Annotated in this window: 16 protein-coding genes; all 16 read left to right on the forward strand. The window is 73.1% G+C overall.

Annotated features, from left to right (window positions below; translation table 11 throughout):
- Nucleotides 1-542: 542 nt before the first annotated feature.
- Nucleotides 543-1,952, forward strand: coding sequence for an FtsW/RodA/SpoVE family cell cycle protein (locus tag V6V47_RS28750; protein WP_334631586.1), 1,410 nt, complete (start codon nucleotides 543-545; stop codon nucleotides 1,950-1,952).
- The gene (gene murG / locus V6V47_RS28755) at nucleotides 1,952-3,058 is read left to right on the forward strand and encodes an undecaprenyldiphospho-muramoylpentapeptide beta-N-acetylglucosaminyltransferase (RefSeq protein WP_334631534.1); all 1,107 of its coding nucleotides are present in this window, start codon (nucleotides 1,952-1,954) and stop codon (nucleotides 3,056-3,058) included. Before V6V47_RS28750 ends, murG begins: the two co-directional genes overlap by 1 nt.
- Nucleotides 3,055-4,614 carry a UDP-N-acetylmuramate--L-alanine ligase gene (murC, locus tag V6V47_RS28760; protein ID WP_334631535.1) on the forward strand — a complete coding sequence of 520 codons (1,560 nt, stop codon included), beginning with the start codon at nucleotides 3,055-3,057 and terminating at the stop codon, nucleotides 4,612-4,614. The genes murG and murC overlap by 4 nt, the downstream gene beginning before the upstream one ends.
- On the forward strand, nucleotides 4,611-5,429 hold the full coding sequence (locus V6V47_RS28765; protein WP_334631536.1) for a cell division protein FtsQ/DivIB: 819 nt from the start codon (nucleotides 4,611-4,613) through the stop codon (nucleotides 5,427-5,429). Before murC ends, V6V47_RS28765 begins: the two co-directional genes overlap by 4 nt.
- A 254-nt stretch (nucleotides 5,430-5,683) precedes the next feature.
- Entirely contained in the window at nucleotides 5,684-6,799 is a 1,116-nt protein-coding gene (gene ftsZ, locus V6V47_RS28770) for a cell division protein FtsZ (protein WP_334631537.1), read from the forward strand.
- A gap of 9 nt (nucleotides 6,800-6,808) precedes the next feature.
- Nucleotides 6,809-7,552: a YggS family pyridoxal phosphate-dependent enzyme gene (locus V6V47_RS28775; RefSeq protein ID WP_334631538.1), complete on the forward strand. Its 744-nt coding sequence runs from the start codon at nucleotides 6,809-6,811 to the stop codon at nucleotides 7,550-7,552.
- Nucleotides 7,553-7,743: 191 nt separating this feature from the next.
- Nucleotides 7,744-8,439: a cell division protein SepF gene (locus V6V47_RS28780; protein WP_334631539.1), complete on the forward strand. Its 696-nt coding sequence runs from the start codon at nucleotides 7,744-7,746 to the stop codon at nucleotides 8,437-8,439.
- Between the two features lie 30 nt (nucleotides 8,440-8,469).
- Nucleotides 8,470-8,775: a YggT family protein gene (locus V6V47_RS28785; protein ID WP_334631540.1), complete on the forward strand. Its 306-nt coding sequence runs from the start codon at nucleotides 8,470-8,472 to the stop codon at nucleotides 8,773-8,775.
- A 44-nt stretch (nucleotides 8,776-8,819) separates the two neighbouring features.
- Nucleotides 8,820-9,626 carry a DivIVA domain-containing protein gene (locus V6V47_RS28790; RefSeq protein ID WP_334631541.1) on the forward strand — a complete coding sequence of 269 codons (807 nt, stop codon included), beginning with the start codon at nucleotides 8,820-8,822 and terminating at the stop codon, nucleotides 9,624-9,626.
- A gap of 80 nt (nucleotides 9,627-9,706) precedes the next feature.
- Nucleotides 9,707-10,444 (forward strand): hypothetical protein, encoded by a 738-nt coding sequence (locus V6V47_RS28795; RefSeq protein WP_442934321.1) that lies wholly within the window; start codon nucleotides 9,707-9,709, stop codon nucleotides 10,442-10,444.
- A 12-nt stretch (nucleotides 10,445-10,456) separates the two neighbouring features.
- Complete coding sequence (locus V6V47_RS28800) at nucleotides 10,457-10,762, forward strand: DUF167 domain-containing protein (RefSeq protein ID WP_334631542.1); 306 nt, start codon at nucleotides 10,457-10,459, stop codon at nucleotides 10,760-10,762.
- A 22-nt stretch (nucleotides 10,763-10,784) separates the two neighbouring features.
- Complete coding sequence (locus tag V6V47_RS28805) at nucleotides 10,785-12,284, forward strand: potassium/proton antiporter (RefSeq protein ID WP_334631543.1); 1,500 nt, start codon at nucleotides 10,785-10,787, stop codon at nucleotides 12,282-12,284.
- Between the two features lie 226 nt (nucleotides 12,285-12,510).
- Nucleotides 12,511-12,930, forward strand: a complete 420-nt coding sequence (locus tag V6V47_RS28810; protein WP_334631544.1) for a TraR/DksA family transcriptional regulator — start codon at nucleotides 12,511-12,513, stop codon at nucleotides 12,928-12,930.
- Nucleotides 12,931-12,994: 64 nt separating this feature from the next.
- Nucleotides 12,995-13,609, forward strand: coding sequence for a signal peptidase II (lspA, locus tag V6V47_RS28815; RefSeq protein ID WP_334631545.1), 615 nt, complete (start codon nucleotides 12,995-12,997; stop codon nucleotides 13,607-13,609).
- Complete coding sequence (locus V6V47_RS28820; RefSeq protein ID WP_334631547.1) at nucleotides 13,606-14,550, forward strand: RluA family pseudouridine synthase; 945 nt, start codon at nucleotides 13,606-13,608, stop codon at nucleotides 14,548-14,550. Before lspA ends, V6V47_RS28820 begins: the two co-directional genes overlap by 4 nt.
- Before the next feature lie 42 nt (nucleotides 14,551-14,592).
- On the forward strand, nucleotides 14,593-15,624 hold the full coding sequence (locus V6V47_RS28825; RefSeq protein WP_334631548.1) for a hypothetical protein: 1,032 nt from the start codon (nucleotides 14,593-14,595) through the stop codon (nucleotides 15,622-15,624).
- The last annotated feature ends 16 nt before the right edge of the window (nucleotides 15,625-15,640 follow it).

Below are 15,640 nucleotides of genomic sequence, written 5' to 3' on the forward strand. Positions count from 1 at the left end.
CTCCCGTGCCCCCAGTCCCCCCGTGCCCCCGCGCCCCCGTGCCCACGTGCCCGTGCCCACGTGCCCGTGCCCCCGTGCCCGTGCCCCCGTGCCCGTGCCCCCGTGCCCGTGCCCCCGTGCCCCCGTGCCCCCGTGCCCGCGCGTCGATCTAGGGCGAATTGCAGTGGCTGAAGATCAGCTGGCAGCGATTCTCCCTAGATCGACGCGGTTCAGGGCGGTTCGGGGCGGTCGGGCGGGGCGGGCGGGCGGCGCGGGTGGGGCGGGCGTGGGTGGGGGGTTCGGGGTGGTTCGGGGTGGGCGAGTGGGGGCGACACGCCGGTAGGGGTGTTGCGGTGGGCGCACCCGGGCAGAGCGGTGATGATGGGCGGATGGGGGAGGAACAGCACACCGACGCCGCTGGCGGGACACGACCGGTGCACCATCCGGCGGCGGGGGGCAAGGCCAGCCCACGGCCCGGCGGATCGGCCCAGCCGGGATCCGAGCCACCGCCGCGGGAGCCGGAACCGGCCGTACCGCTGCGCGGGCTGGACACGGCGGGCGGCCTGGCCGCGCTCCGCGGCCTCCTGGACCGACCGCTGGCCTCGTACTATCTGCTGCTGTCCAGTGCCGGTCTGCTGCTGCTGATCGGCCTGACCATGGTCTTCTCGGCGACCAGCGTGCGGGACTACGCCGAGGACGGCAACGCCTCGGCCTCGGTGACCAAGCAGGCCATCTTCGCGGTGATCGGCATCGGGGCGTTCTGGGCCTGCCAGCGGCTGCCCGCCAGCACCTACCGCTCGCTGGGTCGACCACTGCTGTTCACCGCGGTGGGGCTGCTGCTCGTGCTCAACCTCCTGCTCGCCTACGCCCGGCTGACCGACCAGGACTCCGCCCGGATCGGCCCGATCGAGGCGCGGCTGCTCTGGCTCTTCATCGGGGGGATCCAGGTGCAGCCCTCCGAGCTGGCCAAGTTCGCGCTGGTGCTCTGGGGCGCGCACGTGGTCGCCCGCAAGGGTGCCGCGCTGGGCTGGTGGCGGGAGTTGGCCACCCCACTGTTCCCGGTGATCGGCCTGCTCTTCGTGCTGGTCGGCTACAACGACGTGGGCACCATGCTCTGCCTGCTGGCCCTGGTGGTGGGTCTGCTCTGGGCCGCCGGGGTGCGGCTGCGGGTCTTCGGCGCCCTGTCGGTGGTCGGCCTGCTCGGCGTCGGCCTGCTCGTCGCGGTCGCCTCGCTGGGCGCCGGCTCCGGCGAGCGCGGCGAGGACAACTACCGACTGGCCCGACTCACGCTCTTTCTCAACCCGCCGCCGCCGGACCAGTGCGGCGACCCCTGCTACCAGATCTACCAGGGCCGACTGGCCATCGAGCACGGCGGCTGGTTCGGCGTCGGGCTGGGCAAGAGCAGCCTCAAGTGGGACTGGCTGCCCGAGGCGCACAACGACTTCATCTTCGCGATCATCGCCGAGGAGTTGGGCGTGATCGGGTGCGCGGTGGTGCTGGCGCTGTTCGCGGTCCTCGCGTACACCGGTCTGCGGATCGCCCGGCGGGTCGACGACCCGTTCCGCCGGCTCGCCGCCGCCGCCGTCACCACCTGGCTGGTGAGCCAGGCCGTGATCAACGTCGGTGGGGTGGTCGGGCTGCTGCCGATCACCGGCCTGCCCCTGCCGTTCATCTCCGACGGCGGAAGTGCCCTGGTCGTGACGCTGGCCGCGATCGGCATGCTGGCGTCCTTCGCCCGCGCCGAACCCGATGCGGCCAGAGCACTGCATGCCCGTCCGCCGGCCCGGTGGGTCCGACTACTCTGGGCCCCGTTGCCGCCGCTTCCCGGCCGGCGTCGCCGACCGGCGACGCCGCCCGCTGGCCGAGGGTCCGTGCCCCGGTCCCGTGAGCGTCGGCAGGACGACCAGGCCGCACCGCGCGGCGTCCGGCAGGGCCGGAGTCGCGGGGGTACGGCGAGCGAGAGGAGACGCTGATGGGTCCGCTGCGTTCGGTGGTGCTCGCTGGAGGTGGCACCGGGGGGCACGTCTACCCGCTGCTCGCCTTCGCCGACTGCCTGCGCCGACACGACCCGGGCGTCCGGATCACCTGCCTCGGCACGCCCCGTGGCATGGAGAACGACCTGATCCCGCCGCACGGCTACGACCTGCGGCAGATCCCGGCGTACCAGCTCCCTCGCTCGGTGAACATGAATCTGGTCCGTACCCCGGGTCGGATGTGGACCGCGGCGCGCGCCGCGGGCAAGGTGATCGACGAGGTGCAGGCCGACGCGGTGGTCGGCTTCGGCGGGTACGTCTCGGTGCCGGCCTACCTGGCCGCCTGGCGCCGCGAACTGCCCATGGTGATCCACGAGGTGAACGTGCCGCCGGGCGTGGCCAACCGGCTGGGCATGAAGTTCACCAAGAACGTGGCGGTCGGCTTCCCGCACCAGCCGAGCCAGGCCGAGTCGCTGCGCGACGCGCGCGTGGTCGGGGTGCCGCTGCGCCGTTCGATCGCCGGCCTCGACCGGTACGCGCTGCGGAACGCCGCTCGGGCCCACTTCGGGCTCCGCCCGGACCTGCCGGTGCTCTTCGTCGCCGGCGGCTCCTCGGGCGCCCGCTCGATCAACCTGGCGGTCTCCGGTGCGGCCAAGGAGCTGGCCCGCAACGGCGTGCAGGTGCTGCACGTGATGGGCGCCCGCAACGAGCCGGTGCCGATCCCCACCGACCTGCCGGTGCCGTACGTGACGCTGCCGTACCTGTCGGAGATGGAGCTGGGCTACGCCGCCGCCGATCTGATGCTGGCGCGGGGCGGGGCGATGACCTGCGCCGAGGTGGCCGCGGTCGGGCTCCCGACGATCTACGTGCCGTACCCGCACAGCAACCAGGAGCAGAAGCGCAACGCGCTGCCCGTGGTGGAGGCCGGCGGCGGGCTGCTGGTCGACGACGGGGAGCTGACCCCCGACTGGCTGGAGCGCACCGTCATCCCGCTCCTTCGCGACCCGCAGCGGCTGTATTCGATGGGTGCCGCCGCAGGGCAGTACGGGCGGCGCGACGGCGACGAGGCGCTGCGCTCGTACGTCATCGAGGCGGTCAACCGGTGACCGCGCGGCAGTTCACCCCGGCCGGCACGGTCACCGCCGAGGACCTGGGCACCATCCACCTGATCGGGGTGGGCGGGGTCGGCATGAGCGGGCTGGCCCGCCTCTTCCTCACCCGGGGCATCCCGACCTCCGGCAGCGAGCTGCGCGAGTGGCCGTCGCTGGCCGGCCTGCGGGCGCTCGGCGGAACGATCCACATGAGCCACGAGGTGACCAACCTCGACGGCGTGGACACCGTCGTCTACTCCTCGGCCATCCCACAGGACCACCTGGAGTTGGTCGAGGCGCGCCGGCGCGGTCTGCGGGTGCTGCACCGCTCCGAGGCGCTCGCCGCGGCGATGACCGGCCGCCGGGCCATCGCGGTCGCCGGCACCCACGGCAAGACCACCACCACCTCGATGGTGACGATGGTGCTCCAGCAGGCCGGAGCGGACCCGTCCTTCGTGATCGGCGGGGAGATCTCCGAGGTCGGCTCGGGCGCCCACCACGGCACCGGCGAGTACTTCGTGGTCGAGGCGGACGAGAGCGACCGCTCGTTCCTCATCTACCGCCCGTACGTCTCGATCATCACGAACGTCGAGGCCGACCACCTGAACACCTACGGCGACTACGCGACGCTGGAGGCGGCGTTCGTCGAGTTCGCCCGACTCACCGACCCGGCCGGGTTCATCATCACCTGCGCCGACGACCCGGGCGGGCGGCGGCTGGCCGAGACCCTGCGCGCCGAGGGGCGACGGGTGCACACCTACGGCGAGGCGGCGGACGCCGACCTGCGGCTCACCGAGATCGTCTCCTCGGCCCGCGGTGTGCGCTACCTGGCCGCGATCGACGGCCGCTCGCTGGGGGAGTTCCGGCTGCCGGTGCCGGGACGGCACATGGGGCTCAACAGCGCCTCCGCGGTGCTGGCCGCGTACCTGCTGGAACTGCCGTTGCCGGCGGCGGAGGCCGCACTCGCGGTCTTCCCCGGCGTGCGGCGGCGCTTCGAGCGCAAGGGTGTCGCGGACGGCGTGCTGGTCTACGACGAGTACGCCTACCACCCGACCTCGATGACGCTGGCGGCGCAGACGCTGCGGGAGGTGGCCGGGGACGGGCGGTTGATCATCGTCTTCCAGCCCTACCGGCTGTACCGCACCCGCGACTCGCAGGCGGAGATCGCCGAGGCGCTGGCGCTCGCCGACGAGGTGGTGCTGCTGGAGGTCTTCGGGCCGGGCGAGCTGCGCCAGCCCGGTGAGGGCTCGGCGGCGCTGATCGAGGCGGTGGCCCTGCCCGCCGAGCGGAAGGTCTTCGTCGACTCCTGGGAGGCGGCGCCGGTCGAGGTGGCCAAGCGGGCCCGTTCCGGGGACGTGGTGGTGACCATGGGCGCCCCGCCGATCTCGCTGATGGGCGACGAGCTGCTGGCCAGCCTGCATGCCCGTACCGCGCCGACCGCGACCGTCGATCCGGTGGCCGCCGCCCCGGCGATCGGCGCTCCGGTGGCCGGCGGGTCCACCGCCGGTGGCGACGGAGCGGCCCTCGGTGGCACCGCCGCACCGGACGGCGCGGCACCCACCGCCGGATGAGCCCCGGCCCGGCCCGAGGACGGACCAGCGCCGCCGACGGCGGCGCTCCCCGACGCGGCCCGGTCCGGCGCTGGCAGCTGGTCCGGGCGGGCAGCGACGCGGTGCCGCCGTCCACCCGCCGGTTCATGGCCCGTGCGCGGCAGCGCCGGATGCGCGCGGCGCTGCCGTGGGCGGTGGCGGCCGGCGTGCTCGCGCTGGCCGGGCTGGTCGCCTGGACGGTGCTCGGCACCGGGCTGTTCGGGGTCCGCGAGGTGCGGGTGGAGGGTGCCGGCCTGGTCACCCCGGTCCAGGTGCGGGAGGCGGTCGGGGTGGCCGACGGCGTCCCGCTGGCCCGGGTGGACCTGGCCGCCGCCGCCCGCCGCGTCGGCGCGTTGGCGCCGGTGGAGCGGGCCACGGTGTCCCGGGACTGGCCGGGTGCGCTGGTGGTCCGGGTGACCGAGCGGGTCCCGGTGGCCGCGGTGCCGCAGGGGGAGGCGTTCACCCTGATCGACCGCACCGGGGTGGCGTTCCAGACGGTGGCCCGGCAGCCGGCCGAGCTGCCGCTGGTGCGGGTGACGCGCCCGGCGGTCGACGATCCGGGCACCCGGGCCGCGCTGGACGTGCTCGTCGCGCTGACCCCGCAGCTGCGCGCCGTGCTGGTGGACGTGACCGTGGAGGGGCTGGCCCGGATCAACCTGCGGTTGCGCGGGGACCGAACGGTGGTCTGGGGCGACGCGACCCGGGGTACGGACAAGGCACGGGTGGCCACCGCGCTGCTCGCCGAGGACACCGACCGGATCGACGTGAGCGCGCCGGACGTGGTGACCTTCCGCTGATCGGGGGCGGGTCGCGGGGTGCCAGGACGTGACGAGCAGCGCTCCGGGCGGCGACACGCCGGTCAGGTCCTTGGCTCCTGGCGCGGCGGCGCTTACGTTGCCCCGAAGAGGATCAGTGGTTGACATAACTGTAAGCCTCTAGTAGAGGGTGAGGGTTCAGCTCTGATCCTCGCTGGTGACAGCTGTCGTCGGCCGCTGGTCTGGCCACGCCGTACCCGGTCGGTCGGAGCCAATCTCGAAGGAAAGGACCGGAGATGACACCTCCGCACAACTACCTGGCGGTCATCAAGGTCGTCGGCATCGGGGGCGGCGGCGTCAACGCCGTCAACCGGATGATCGAGGTTGGGCTCAAGGGCGTCGAGTTCATCGCGATCAACACCGATGCCCAGGCGCTGCTGATGAGTGACGCCGACGTCAAGCTCGACGTCGGCCGCGAACTGACCCGTGGGCTCGGCGCTGGCGCCAACCCGGACGTCGGTAAGAACGCCGCCGAGGACCACCGGGACGAGATCGAAGAGGTGCTCAAGGGCGCCGACATGGTCTTCGTGACCTGCGGCGAGGGCGGCGGCACCGGCACCGGCGGCGCGCCCGTGGTGGCCAACATCGCCCGCAAGCTCGGCGCACTGACCATCGGCGTGGTGACCCGGCCGTTCTCGTTCGAGGGCAAGCGCCGTCAGGTGCAGGCCGAGACCGGAATAGACGAACTCCGCAACCAGTGCGACACCCTGATCGTCATCCCGAACGACCGGCTGCTGGCGCTGGGCGACCGCGGGATCAGCATGATGGACGCGTTCCGGACCGCCGACCAGGTGCTGCTCTCCGGTGTCCAGGGCATCACCGACCTGATCACCACCCCGGGTCTGATCAACCTGGACTTCGCCGACGTCAAGAGCGTGATGAGCGGCGCCGGCAGCGCGCTCATGGGCATCGGCAGCGCGCGCGGTGAGAACCGCGCGGTCGAGGCCGCCGAGGCGGCGATCTCCAGCCCGCTGCTCGAGCAGAGCATGGATGGCGCGCGCGGCGTGCTGCTCTCCATCGCCGGCGGATCGGACCTGGGCCTGTTCGAGATCAACGACGCGGCCCAGTTGGTCACCGACGCGGCCCACCCGGACGCCAACATCATCTTCGGTGCGGTGATCGACGACGCGCTCGGCGACGAGGTGCGGGTGACGGTCATCGCGGCGGGCTTCGACGGGGGTGCGCCCGCGTACAAGGCGGCCGAGCCGGCCCGTAAGACCAACACCAACCAGCCGGCGGCGCAGAGCACCACGGTCCCGGTGCCGGCGACCATGCCGGCACCGGTCCAGTCGCCGCGTCGGGTGCTCTTCGACGACGTCGACGTGCCCGACTTCCTCAAGAACGGGTCCTGAGCACCGCCGATGACCACTAGCTCAGCCACGGTACGACCGGACCGGCGCGCCGAACTCGCGGCCGGCCTGGCCCTGGTCGAAGCGCGGATCGCCGACGCCTGCACCGAGGCCGGCCGGGACCGCGCCGAGGTCACGATGATCGCGGTGACCAAGACCTACCCCGCCAGCGACGTGGTGGCGCTCGCCGGGCTCGGGGTGACCGACATGGGGGAGAACCGCGACCAGGAGGCGGCCGGCAAGGCCACCGAGGTGTCTGCGGCCGGGGTGCACCCGTGCTGGCACTTCATCGGCCAGTTGCAGCGCAACAAGGCCCGGTCGGTGGTCCGGTACGCCGACGTCGTGCACTCGGTGGACAGCGTCCGGCTGGCCCGGGCGCTGGCCACCGCGGCGGCCGACCGGGAGCGGCCGCTGGCCGCCCTGCTCCAGGTGAGCATCGACGGTGACCCGGCCCGGGGCGGCGCGCTGCCGGGCTCGGCCGAACCGGACGTCGGGCTGGGGCCGGTGGCGGAGGCGGTGGCCGGCGCGCCGGCGCTGCGGCTGGCCGGCCTGATGGCGGTGGCACCCCTCGGCTGGGAGCCGGAGCGGGCCTTTTCCCGACTCGCCGAGGTGGCCGAGGAGTTTCGCGCGGTCCATCCGGGAGCGACCGCGTTGTCGGCCGGAATGAGCGGCGACCTGGAATTCGCGATCCGATACGGCGCGACACATGTCCGCGTCGGTAGCGCGTTGCTCGGAATGCGTCCCACGCTGCGGTAGCCTGACCGCGAAAGAAGCAAATTACATCAGTGTTGTTTGAGGGACGGCGTCCTCTTGTCGGGGGTCGTGGCGTGGGACGCGAATCCCGCGCCAGGGGATTGCCGTTCCGGTCCGATGGGCATCGTTGTCCACTCGCGACGGGCGACATGGCACGGGGGCGCGTGCCGCACGGCGGACGGAAGGGCGCGGGGATGGGTGCACTGCGCAAGGCGGGGGTCTGGCTCGGTCTCGTGGAAGAGGACGACGAGCGGGCCTACGACGACGGTGGCTACGACAAGGGTGGCTACCGCGAGTCGCGTTACCGGCAGAGCCGGTACTCCGAGGAGTTCGCCGACGAGGACGACGACGACACCGAGGAGCCGCCGGCTCCCCGGCCGCGGGCCAGCGAGCGGGGTCGGCTCTCCGAGCGGGCGAACGGGCGGGTCAGCGAGTCCGACCGGGGCGATGGCGACCGTCCGGAGCGGGCCGAGCGGTCCAGCGTCCGGTCGATCACCCGGTCGTCGGCCGGCGAGACCTCGAGCGCTCTGAGCTACCACACGCGGGACAATCTGGCCCTCGCGCCGCAGGCCACGCCGCGTGAGCGGGCGGTGGCGCCCGAGGAGGAGCAGCGCTACCAGATCACCACGCTGCACCCGACGACCTACCGGGAGGCGCGCACCATCGGTGAGCACTTCCGCGACGGCGTTCCGGTGATCATCAATCTCACCGAGATGGATGAGGCCGATGCCCGCCGTCTGGTTGACTTCGCCGCCGGTCTGGCGTTCGGGCTGCGCGGTACGATCGAGCGCGTGACCAATCGGGTGTTCCTGCTCTCACCGGCCAATGTCCAGGTCACCGCGGAGGACAAGGCCAAGATCGCTGAGGGCGGCTTTTTCAGTCTGAGTTGACCCCGCCCGACCCGAGGGACGTCGCTGACCGTGTTGTCGATCTTGCTGCAAGTGTTGTACCTGATCCTTTATGTCTTCCTTCTCTTTCTTCTGTCCCGGTTCGTGTTGAGCGCCGTCCTGCAGTACGGCCGCCGGTGGCAGCCGGGGCGGCGAGCATCCGCCGGACTTGAATCCGTGTGGAGCGTCACTGATCCCCCTCTCAACGCGTTGAGGCGTGTGATCCCTCCGCTGCGAATTGGTACCGTGAGCATCGACCTGGCCTCCCTTGTGCTCCTGGTTATCCTGTTCGTGCTGATGGAGTTCGTGTTAGGGCCGTCGATCAGGGCATCTGCCTGATGACCGACGCGCTTTCGCGGCCGCAACTGACCCGAGGAGTTTCGATGCCGCTGACCCCGGCCGACGTCCACAACGTCGCCTTCAAAAAGCCGCCGATCGGCAAGCGGGGGTATGACGAGGAGGAGGTCGACGCCTTCCTCGATGAGGTCGAGCGCGAGCTCGCCCGTCTCATCGAGGAGAACAACGAGCTGCGCGCCCAGGTGGAGCGCGGCGGTCGTGGCGGTGCCCCCGCCGGCCCCGGCGGCGACGCCCGTCTCGCGGCGGAGCTCAACGACGTCAAGGCCCAACTGGACCGGGTGCAGCGCGACAAGGCCCAGGCCGAGCAGGCCGCCCGCGCCATGCAGGCCGAGCTGGAGCAGGTCCGCGCGACCGGTGGCCCGGCGGTCACCGGTGACGGCGAGCAGCAGGCCCTGCGGGTGCTGATGATGGCCCAGCGCACCGCGGACGACCACGTGTCCGACGCGCGTCGCGAGGCCGACCAGCTCCTGTCCGAGGCTCGCGGCAAGGCCGAGGAGGTGACCCGCGAGGCACGCGCGAAGGCTGACGCCCTGGAGCGGGACGCCCGCCAGCGGCACCAGGAGGCCATGGGCGGCCTGGACGCCAAGCGCACCGCGCTGCAGAAGCACATCGAGGAGCTCAAGCAGTTCGAGCGCGAGTACCGCACCCGGCTCAAGGCGTACCTGGAGAGCCAGCTGCGTGACCTCGACGGTCGCGGCCAGGGCCTCGAGGCCGAGATGACCCGATCCGAGGCTGGCCGTGTGGCCGGTGGCGGCAACGGGCTGGCCGCCGCGGGTCTCGCCGGTTCGTACGGCGGCGGCGGGCGCTCCGGCGCCCTGGAAGCCGGACGCTGAGCACCGGCCGGCGATCGCTGTCCGCTGATGGTGACGATCGCCGGCCCCGCTGGGACGGTACGACGCGGCGGGGGTGAGCCGTGATAGTCGCGAGTCTTCTGCTCATCCTCGTCGCGGTGGTGCTGCTGGTGCTCGGCCTGGCCGGTGGCTCCAGCCTCATGTTGATCATCTCCATCGCGGCCAGTCTGCTGGCCGCCGTGGCGTTGGTGGTGGGCGCCCGCCAGGCAGCCGCCAACCGCGCGGCGGCGGACCCCGGCCGAACCGGCCGGCGGAGCCCCGGGGCGCCCTGGACGGCCGGCCAGACCGGACCAGGCGTCGCGTACGGGCCACCGCTGGTCGAGCCGGAGGTGCCGGTCCAGCACTCACCTACGACGGTCGGTACCGGTGGCACCGGGTGGCGGCAACCACCCGAGCCACCGGTCGACCACGGGTCGCCCTTCGACGCCCCGGCCGACCGTGCACCCGCTCCGGCCGACTTCGCGTCCTCCGATGCCTCGTCCGCCCGTCCGGTGTCGCCCTTCGCCGCTCCGGCCGACGAGGCGGCGTCCTTTGCTGGCCCGCTGAGCGAGGCTGGGACGGTCGACGACGAGCCGGCCGAGCAGCCGGTGACTCCCGCCGAGGCGGCCCGGGTGGCCCGGCTGCCCGACCTCGTCGAGGTGGTGGACGGTCGGCCCCGCTACCACCTCCCCAGCTGCCCGCACCTTGCCGGCCGGTCGCCCGAGGCGCTGCCGGTCGCCGAGGCGGTCGAGCTCGGCTTCACCCCGTGCGCGCTCTGCGTGCCGGCCACCGTCCTGCTCGCCGACGCCCGACCGATCTGAAACGGGCGCCCGGTGCCCCCGCAGGACACGCTCACCGTGGCGGTACGGGTGAAGCCCGGCGCGTCCCGGGACCGGGTCGGTGGTCGCTTCGATGGCCCGCACGGGCCCGCCCTGGTGATCGCGGTGCACGCCCCGGCGGTGGACGGTCGGGCCACCGAGGCCGCCCGCCGGGCGCTGGCGGGTGCGCTGGGCGTCCGACCCGCCGTGGTGTCGCTCCGCGTCGGCGCGGCCAGCCGGGACAAGCTCTTCCTCGTCGACCGGCCCGGCCCGGAGGTGTCCGAGGTGCTGCGCGGCCTGCGCGACGGATCCGGCGAGTGAGGAACGCCCGGGTCAGGCAGCCGTGACGCCCGGGTTGGATGTCGCGCTGCTGCTCGGGGCGGCGGTGCTGCTGGTGGCGGTCGGCGCGGTCCGGCTCTCGACCCGACTCGGGGTGCCCAGCCTGTTGGTCTACCTGGCGCTGGGCGTCGCGATCGGCGAAGCGGGGCTGGGCATCCGCTTCGACGACGTCGAACTGACCCGGGCCCTCGGCTTCTGCGCGTTGATCGTGATCATCGCGGAGGGTGGGCTGACCGCCCGCTGGAGCACGTTGCGCCCGGTGCTCGGGCTGTCCGCCGCCCTCTCGACGGTCGGCGTCGTGGTCAGCATCGTGGTCGTCGGTGTCGCCGTCCATCTGCTGCTCGGGCTGGACTGGCGGCTGGCGCTGCTCTACGGCGCGGTGCTCTCGTCCACCGACGCGGCCGCGGTCTTCGCGACCCTGCGCCGACTGCGCCTGCCGCCCCGGCCGGTGGCCACACTGGAGGCCGAGTCGGGCATGAACGACGCCCCGGTGGTGCTGCTGGTCGTGCTCCTGTCGCACCAGGGCTGGTCGCACCCGTGGTGGTACGAGACCGCGCTGGTCGGCTACGAGCTGGGTGTGGGCGCCGCGGTGGGCGTGGGTGTCGGGGTTGCCGGCACCTGGGCGTTGCGCCGGGCCGCGCTGCCGTCGTCCGGGCTCTACCCGATCGCCGCGGTGGGGATCACCGTGCTGGCGTACGCCGCGGGGGCGGTGTTGCACGCCTCGGGATTCCTCGCCGTCTACGTGGCGGGGGTGCTGCTGGGCAACGCCCGGCTGCCGCACCGGCAGGCGATCCTCGGCTTCGCCGACGGGCTGGCCTGGCTCGCGCAGATCGGTCTGTTCGTGCTGCTCGGTCTGCTGGCCTCGCCGGGTCGGCTGGACGCGGCGGTGCTGCCGGCGGTGGTCGCCGGGCTGGCGCTGGTGCTGCTGGCCCGGCCGCTGTCGGTGGTCGTGTCGGCGTTGCCGTTCCGCGTCGGCCTGCGTGAGCAGGCGTTCCTGTCCTGGGCCGGGCTGCGGGGGGCGGTGCCGATCGTGTTGGCCACCATCCCGCTCTCCGAGCGGGTGCCGGGCGCGGAACGCCTCTTCGACGCGGTGTTCGTGCTGGTGGTGATCTTCACACTGGTGCAGACCGGGACGCTCGGGCCGCTCGCTCGTCGGCTGGGGGTGACGGCGCCGGCCGAGGCCACCGAGATCCATGTGGAGACCGCACCGCTGGAGCGGATGCGGGCCGACCTGCTCCAGTTGGAGGTGCCACCGGGCTCGCGGTTGGCCGGCGTACACGTCGACGAGCTGCGGCTGCCGTTGGGTGCCTCGGTCACTCTGGTGTTGCGCGACGGGGCGGGCTTCGTGCCCTCGCCGGGCACCCGGTTGAAGACCGGCGACAGCTTGTTGATCGTGGCCACCGGTGGGGTGCGCGACGCCGCCGAGCGGCGGCTGCGGGCGGTCAGCCGCCGGGGTCGGCTGGCTCGATGGTTTGGTGAGTACGGGGATGAGGTCGATGCCTGATCTGCTAGCGTTCCTTTTGCCCCAGTTAGGCAGGGCTCGGGGCTCTTAAGCGGTGCGACGGTGCGGCACGTTGTCGGACGCCTGTACGTTCCGTATTCTTGCCAACCTCCGGAGTGTGCGGCCCTCGTTGCCGTACGCCCCTTTTCGTACCAAGGGGATGCCTTCGTCGGTGTCCCCTGTCCAGGTGCCGCGGACCACCGCGGTTCCGCGCCCGAGGGAGCGACTCATGGCGAAGCCAGCCGAGACCAGGACCGCCGGCCGCAAGCCGGCGGCCAAGGCCACCCGCAGCGCGGCGGAGACTGAGAAGATCCGGGCGGCGCTGGCGGCGCGGCGGGACGAGCTTCGCGCCGAGTACGATCAGACGCTGAGCGAGATCACCGAGCTGCAGCGCGATCGGCTGACCGACTCGGCCGGGGACGACCAGGCCGATACCGGGACCAAGACGTTCGAGCGGGAGCAGGAGATCTCTCTCGCCAACAGCATTCTGGAACGGATCACGCAGGTCGAGCGCGCGTTGGAGCGTCTTGACGAGGGTGGTTATGGCTGGTGCGAGCGGTGCGGCAACCCGATCCCGGTCGAGCGCCTCGCCGCCTTCCCGTCGGCCACCCTGTGCGTGACGTGCAAGCAGCTGGCGGAGCGGCGCTGAATTCGCTCCCCGGCGGGCGATGAGACGGTGAGCGATCACCGCCGAGACTGTCGATGGGGAGCGCATGACCGCAGCACCGTCCGCCGAACCTGGCCGCACCGACCCGGTCGGCGGTAAACCCCGGCCCCGGGCCGTCGGGATCCTCGCCGGAGTGGCCCTGGTGTCCCTGCTGGCCGACCTGGCCACCAAGCACCTCGCGCTGGCCACGTTGACCGATCGCGAGCCGGTCCGGCTGCTCGGCGGGCTGGTCTACTTCAGCCTCACCCGCAACAGCGGTGCGGCGTGGAGCATCGGCTCGGACCACACCTGGGTGTTCCCGCTGATCACGATCGGGGTGGTCGGGTGGATCGTCTGGATGGCGCTGCGGCTGCGCTCGCTGCCCTGGGCGATCTCCCTGGGCCTGGTGCTCGGCGGTGCGCTGGGCAACCTCACGGACCGGATCTTCCGGGCACCCTCGCCCTTCCACGGGCACGTGGTCGACATGATCAGCCTCTTCGACCCGTACGGGCAGGTCTGGCCGGTGTTCAACCTGGCCGACAGCTCGCTGGTCAGCGGCGTGCTGCTGGCCGTACTGCTGGAGTTGACCGGCCGCCAGCGTGACGGCCGGCGGGCCGGTCGCGACGGTGACCCGGCCGACGCGACCGCCACGCAGGCCGCCGACCAGCGGGAGCGGGCATGACCTCCGCGTTCGCCGCTGGCGGCGACCACCGTTCCCTCCCCGTGCCGGACGGCCTCGACGGCATGCGGCTCGACCAGGCGGTGTCCCGCCTGTTCGGGCTCTCCCGCACCGCCGCCGCCGCCCTGGTCGACGCCGGTGACGCGGTGGTCGACGGCACCGCCCGGCCCAACTCGCACAAGGTCAAGGCCGGCTCCTGGCTGGACGTCACGCTGCCCGCTCCGGTCGCACCGCCGACCGTGGTGCCGCAGGCGGTGCCCGGCCTGCGGGTGGTGTACGCCGACGACGACATCGTCGTGGTGGACAAGCCGGTCGGTGTGGCCGCGCACCCCAGCCCCGGCTGGACCGGCCCGACCGTGATCGGCGCGCTCGCGGCGATCGGGCACCGCATCTCCACCAGTGGCGCGGCCGAACGGCAGGGCGTGGTGCACCGGCTCGACGTGGGCACCACCGGAATCATGGCGGTGGCCAAGAGCGAGCACGCGTACACCGCGCTGAAGAGGGCCTTCAAGTACCGCGAAGTGGACAAGGGCTACCACGCGGTGGTGCAGGGGCACCTCGACCCGCTGCGGGGCACCGTCGACGCCCCGATCGACCGGCACCCCACCCACGACTACCGCTGGGCCGTGGTCTCCGGTGGCAAGCCGAGCATCACCCACTACGACACGCTGGAGGCCTTCCCGGCGGCCAGCCTGGTCGACGTCCGGCTGGAGACCGGCCGGACCCACCAGATCCGGGTGCACTTCTCCACGCTGCGGCACCCGTGTGTGGGTGACCTCACCTACGGCGCGGATCCCACCCTCTCGGCCCGGCTCGGGCTGGCCCGACAGTGGCTGCACGCACGCGAGTTGAGTTTCCTGCACCCCCGAACGGGGGACGAGGTTAAGTTCGTCAGCGACTACCCTGACGACCTGAACCACGCGCTCCAGATCCTGCGGGACTGAGCGGCGACCGACCGACACCGATCCGACGAGGGGATCCCGCCCGTGCGCGCCGGCGACCTGCTGCGGCAGTTGGACCAACGACTGCTGCCGCCGCTGACCCGGGCCGTGGGCCGGCTGGGTGACAACCGGTCGGCGCGTCCCGGGGTGCTCACCTGGGCCGCCCTGTTCTCCTCGGCGGCGGTGCTGGGCACCGCGATCTGGGCTGTCGACGAGCCTCCAGTCGGTGATCGGACAGTGGGCGAGGTGACCCGGGTCGGGGTGGTCGACGGCGACTCCGTCCCCGGCTACCTGCAGGCCGCCGCGGCCGACCTGGCCGCGCTGCCCACGACGACCCCGGTCGGCGGGGACGGCACCTACGCCCTGGTCACGCTCCAGGCGTACCTGCCGCCGCAGCGACTGGCGGCGGCGCTCGGCGACGTGTCGGTCTCGGAGGTGTTCGGCCGGGTGCCGCTGCCCGGCCGGCAGACCGAGATCGTCAAGATTCCCGCGCTGCGGGTGCCGGACGACGTGGTCGCCGGGATGGCGCAGGTGGCTGCCCGCAAGGACACCGAGGCCGTCGACTACCGGGCCAAGGCCGCCGCGGTCACCGGCGGCGGGGCCGAAGAGCGGGAGCTGCGCCAGCGCTACGCCAGCGGGGCGGACGTGGCGGCGGCCGAGGCGGCGGCGTACCGCGCCGGCTGCGCCTGCGTCTATGCGGCCGTGGTGCGGGCCGCGCCGGGGGTGCTGCGCGGCGTGGCCGCTCGGCCGGGCGTGCGAGCGGTCGACCCCGCCCCCGAGGTGTACCGGCTGGACCGGACGGTCTTCACGCCGCCGCTGCCCGAGCAGGACGACGTGGTCCGCCCGCCGGCCGACACCGAGCCGAGCCCGGAGCCGACGCGGGACGGGCGCGACGAGTCGACACCCGCCACGCCGATGCCCACGCCGTCGATGGGCGAATCGTCGGAACCCGCACCGGTCGTGACGGTGCCGTCACCCGAGCAGTCCTCGGCGGAGCCCACCGGGCTGACCCCGCCGAGCGCCGCCACCTCGCCCGACGCCACCGGCACCGGGCCGCTGGCGCCCACCCCGTCGTGATCTGCCCCGGGTGGTG

Source organism: Micromonospora sp. CPCC 205539 (assembly GCF_036906815.1).
GTDB lineage: Bacteria > Actinomycetota > Actinomycetes > Mycobacteriales > Micromonosporaceae > Micromonospora.

Coding starts and splice junctions, on each gene's coding strand:
- murG (WP_334631534.1), top strand. CDS start 1,952: ATGGGTCCGCTGCGTTCGGTGGTGCTCGCTGGAGGTGGCACCGGGGGG.
- V6V47_RS28765 (WP_334631536.1), top strand. CDS start 4,611: ATGAGCCCCGGCCCGGCCCGAGGACGGACCAGCGCCGCCGACGGCGGC.
- ftsZ (WP_334631537.1), top strand. CDS start 5,684: ATGACACCTCCGCACAACTACCTGGCGGTCATCAAGGTCGTCGGCATC.
- V6V47_RS28775 (WP_334631538.1), top strand. CDS start 6,809: ATGACCACTAGCTCAGCCACGGTACGACCGGACCGGCGCGCCGAACTC.
- V6V47_RS28780 (WP_334631539.1), top strand. CDS start 7,744: ATGGGTGCACTGCGCAAGGCGGGGGTCTGGCTCGGTCTCGTGGAAGAG.
- V6V47_RS28790 (WP_334631541.1), top strand. CDS start 8,820: ATGCCGCTGACCCCGGCCGACGTCCACAACGTCGCCTTCAAAAAGCCG.
- V6V47_RS28810 (WP_334631544.1), top strand. CDS start 12,511: ATGGCGAAGCCAGCCGAGACCAGGACCGCCGGCCGCAAGCCGGCGGCC.
- lspA (WP_334631545.1), top strand. CDS start 12,995: ATGACCGCAGCACCGTCCGCCGAACCTGGCCGCACCGACCCGGTCGGC.
- V6V47_RS28820 (WP_334631547.1), top strand. CDS start 13,606: ATGACCTCCGCGTTCGCCGCTGGCGGCGACCACCGTTCCCTCCCCGTG.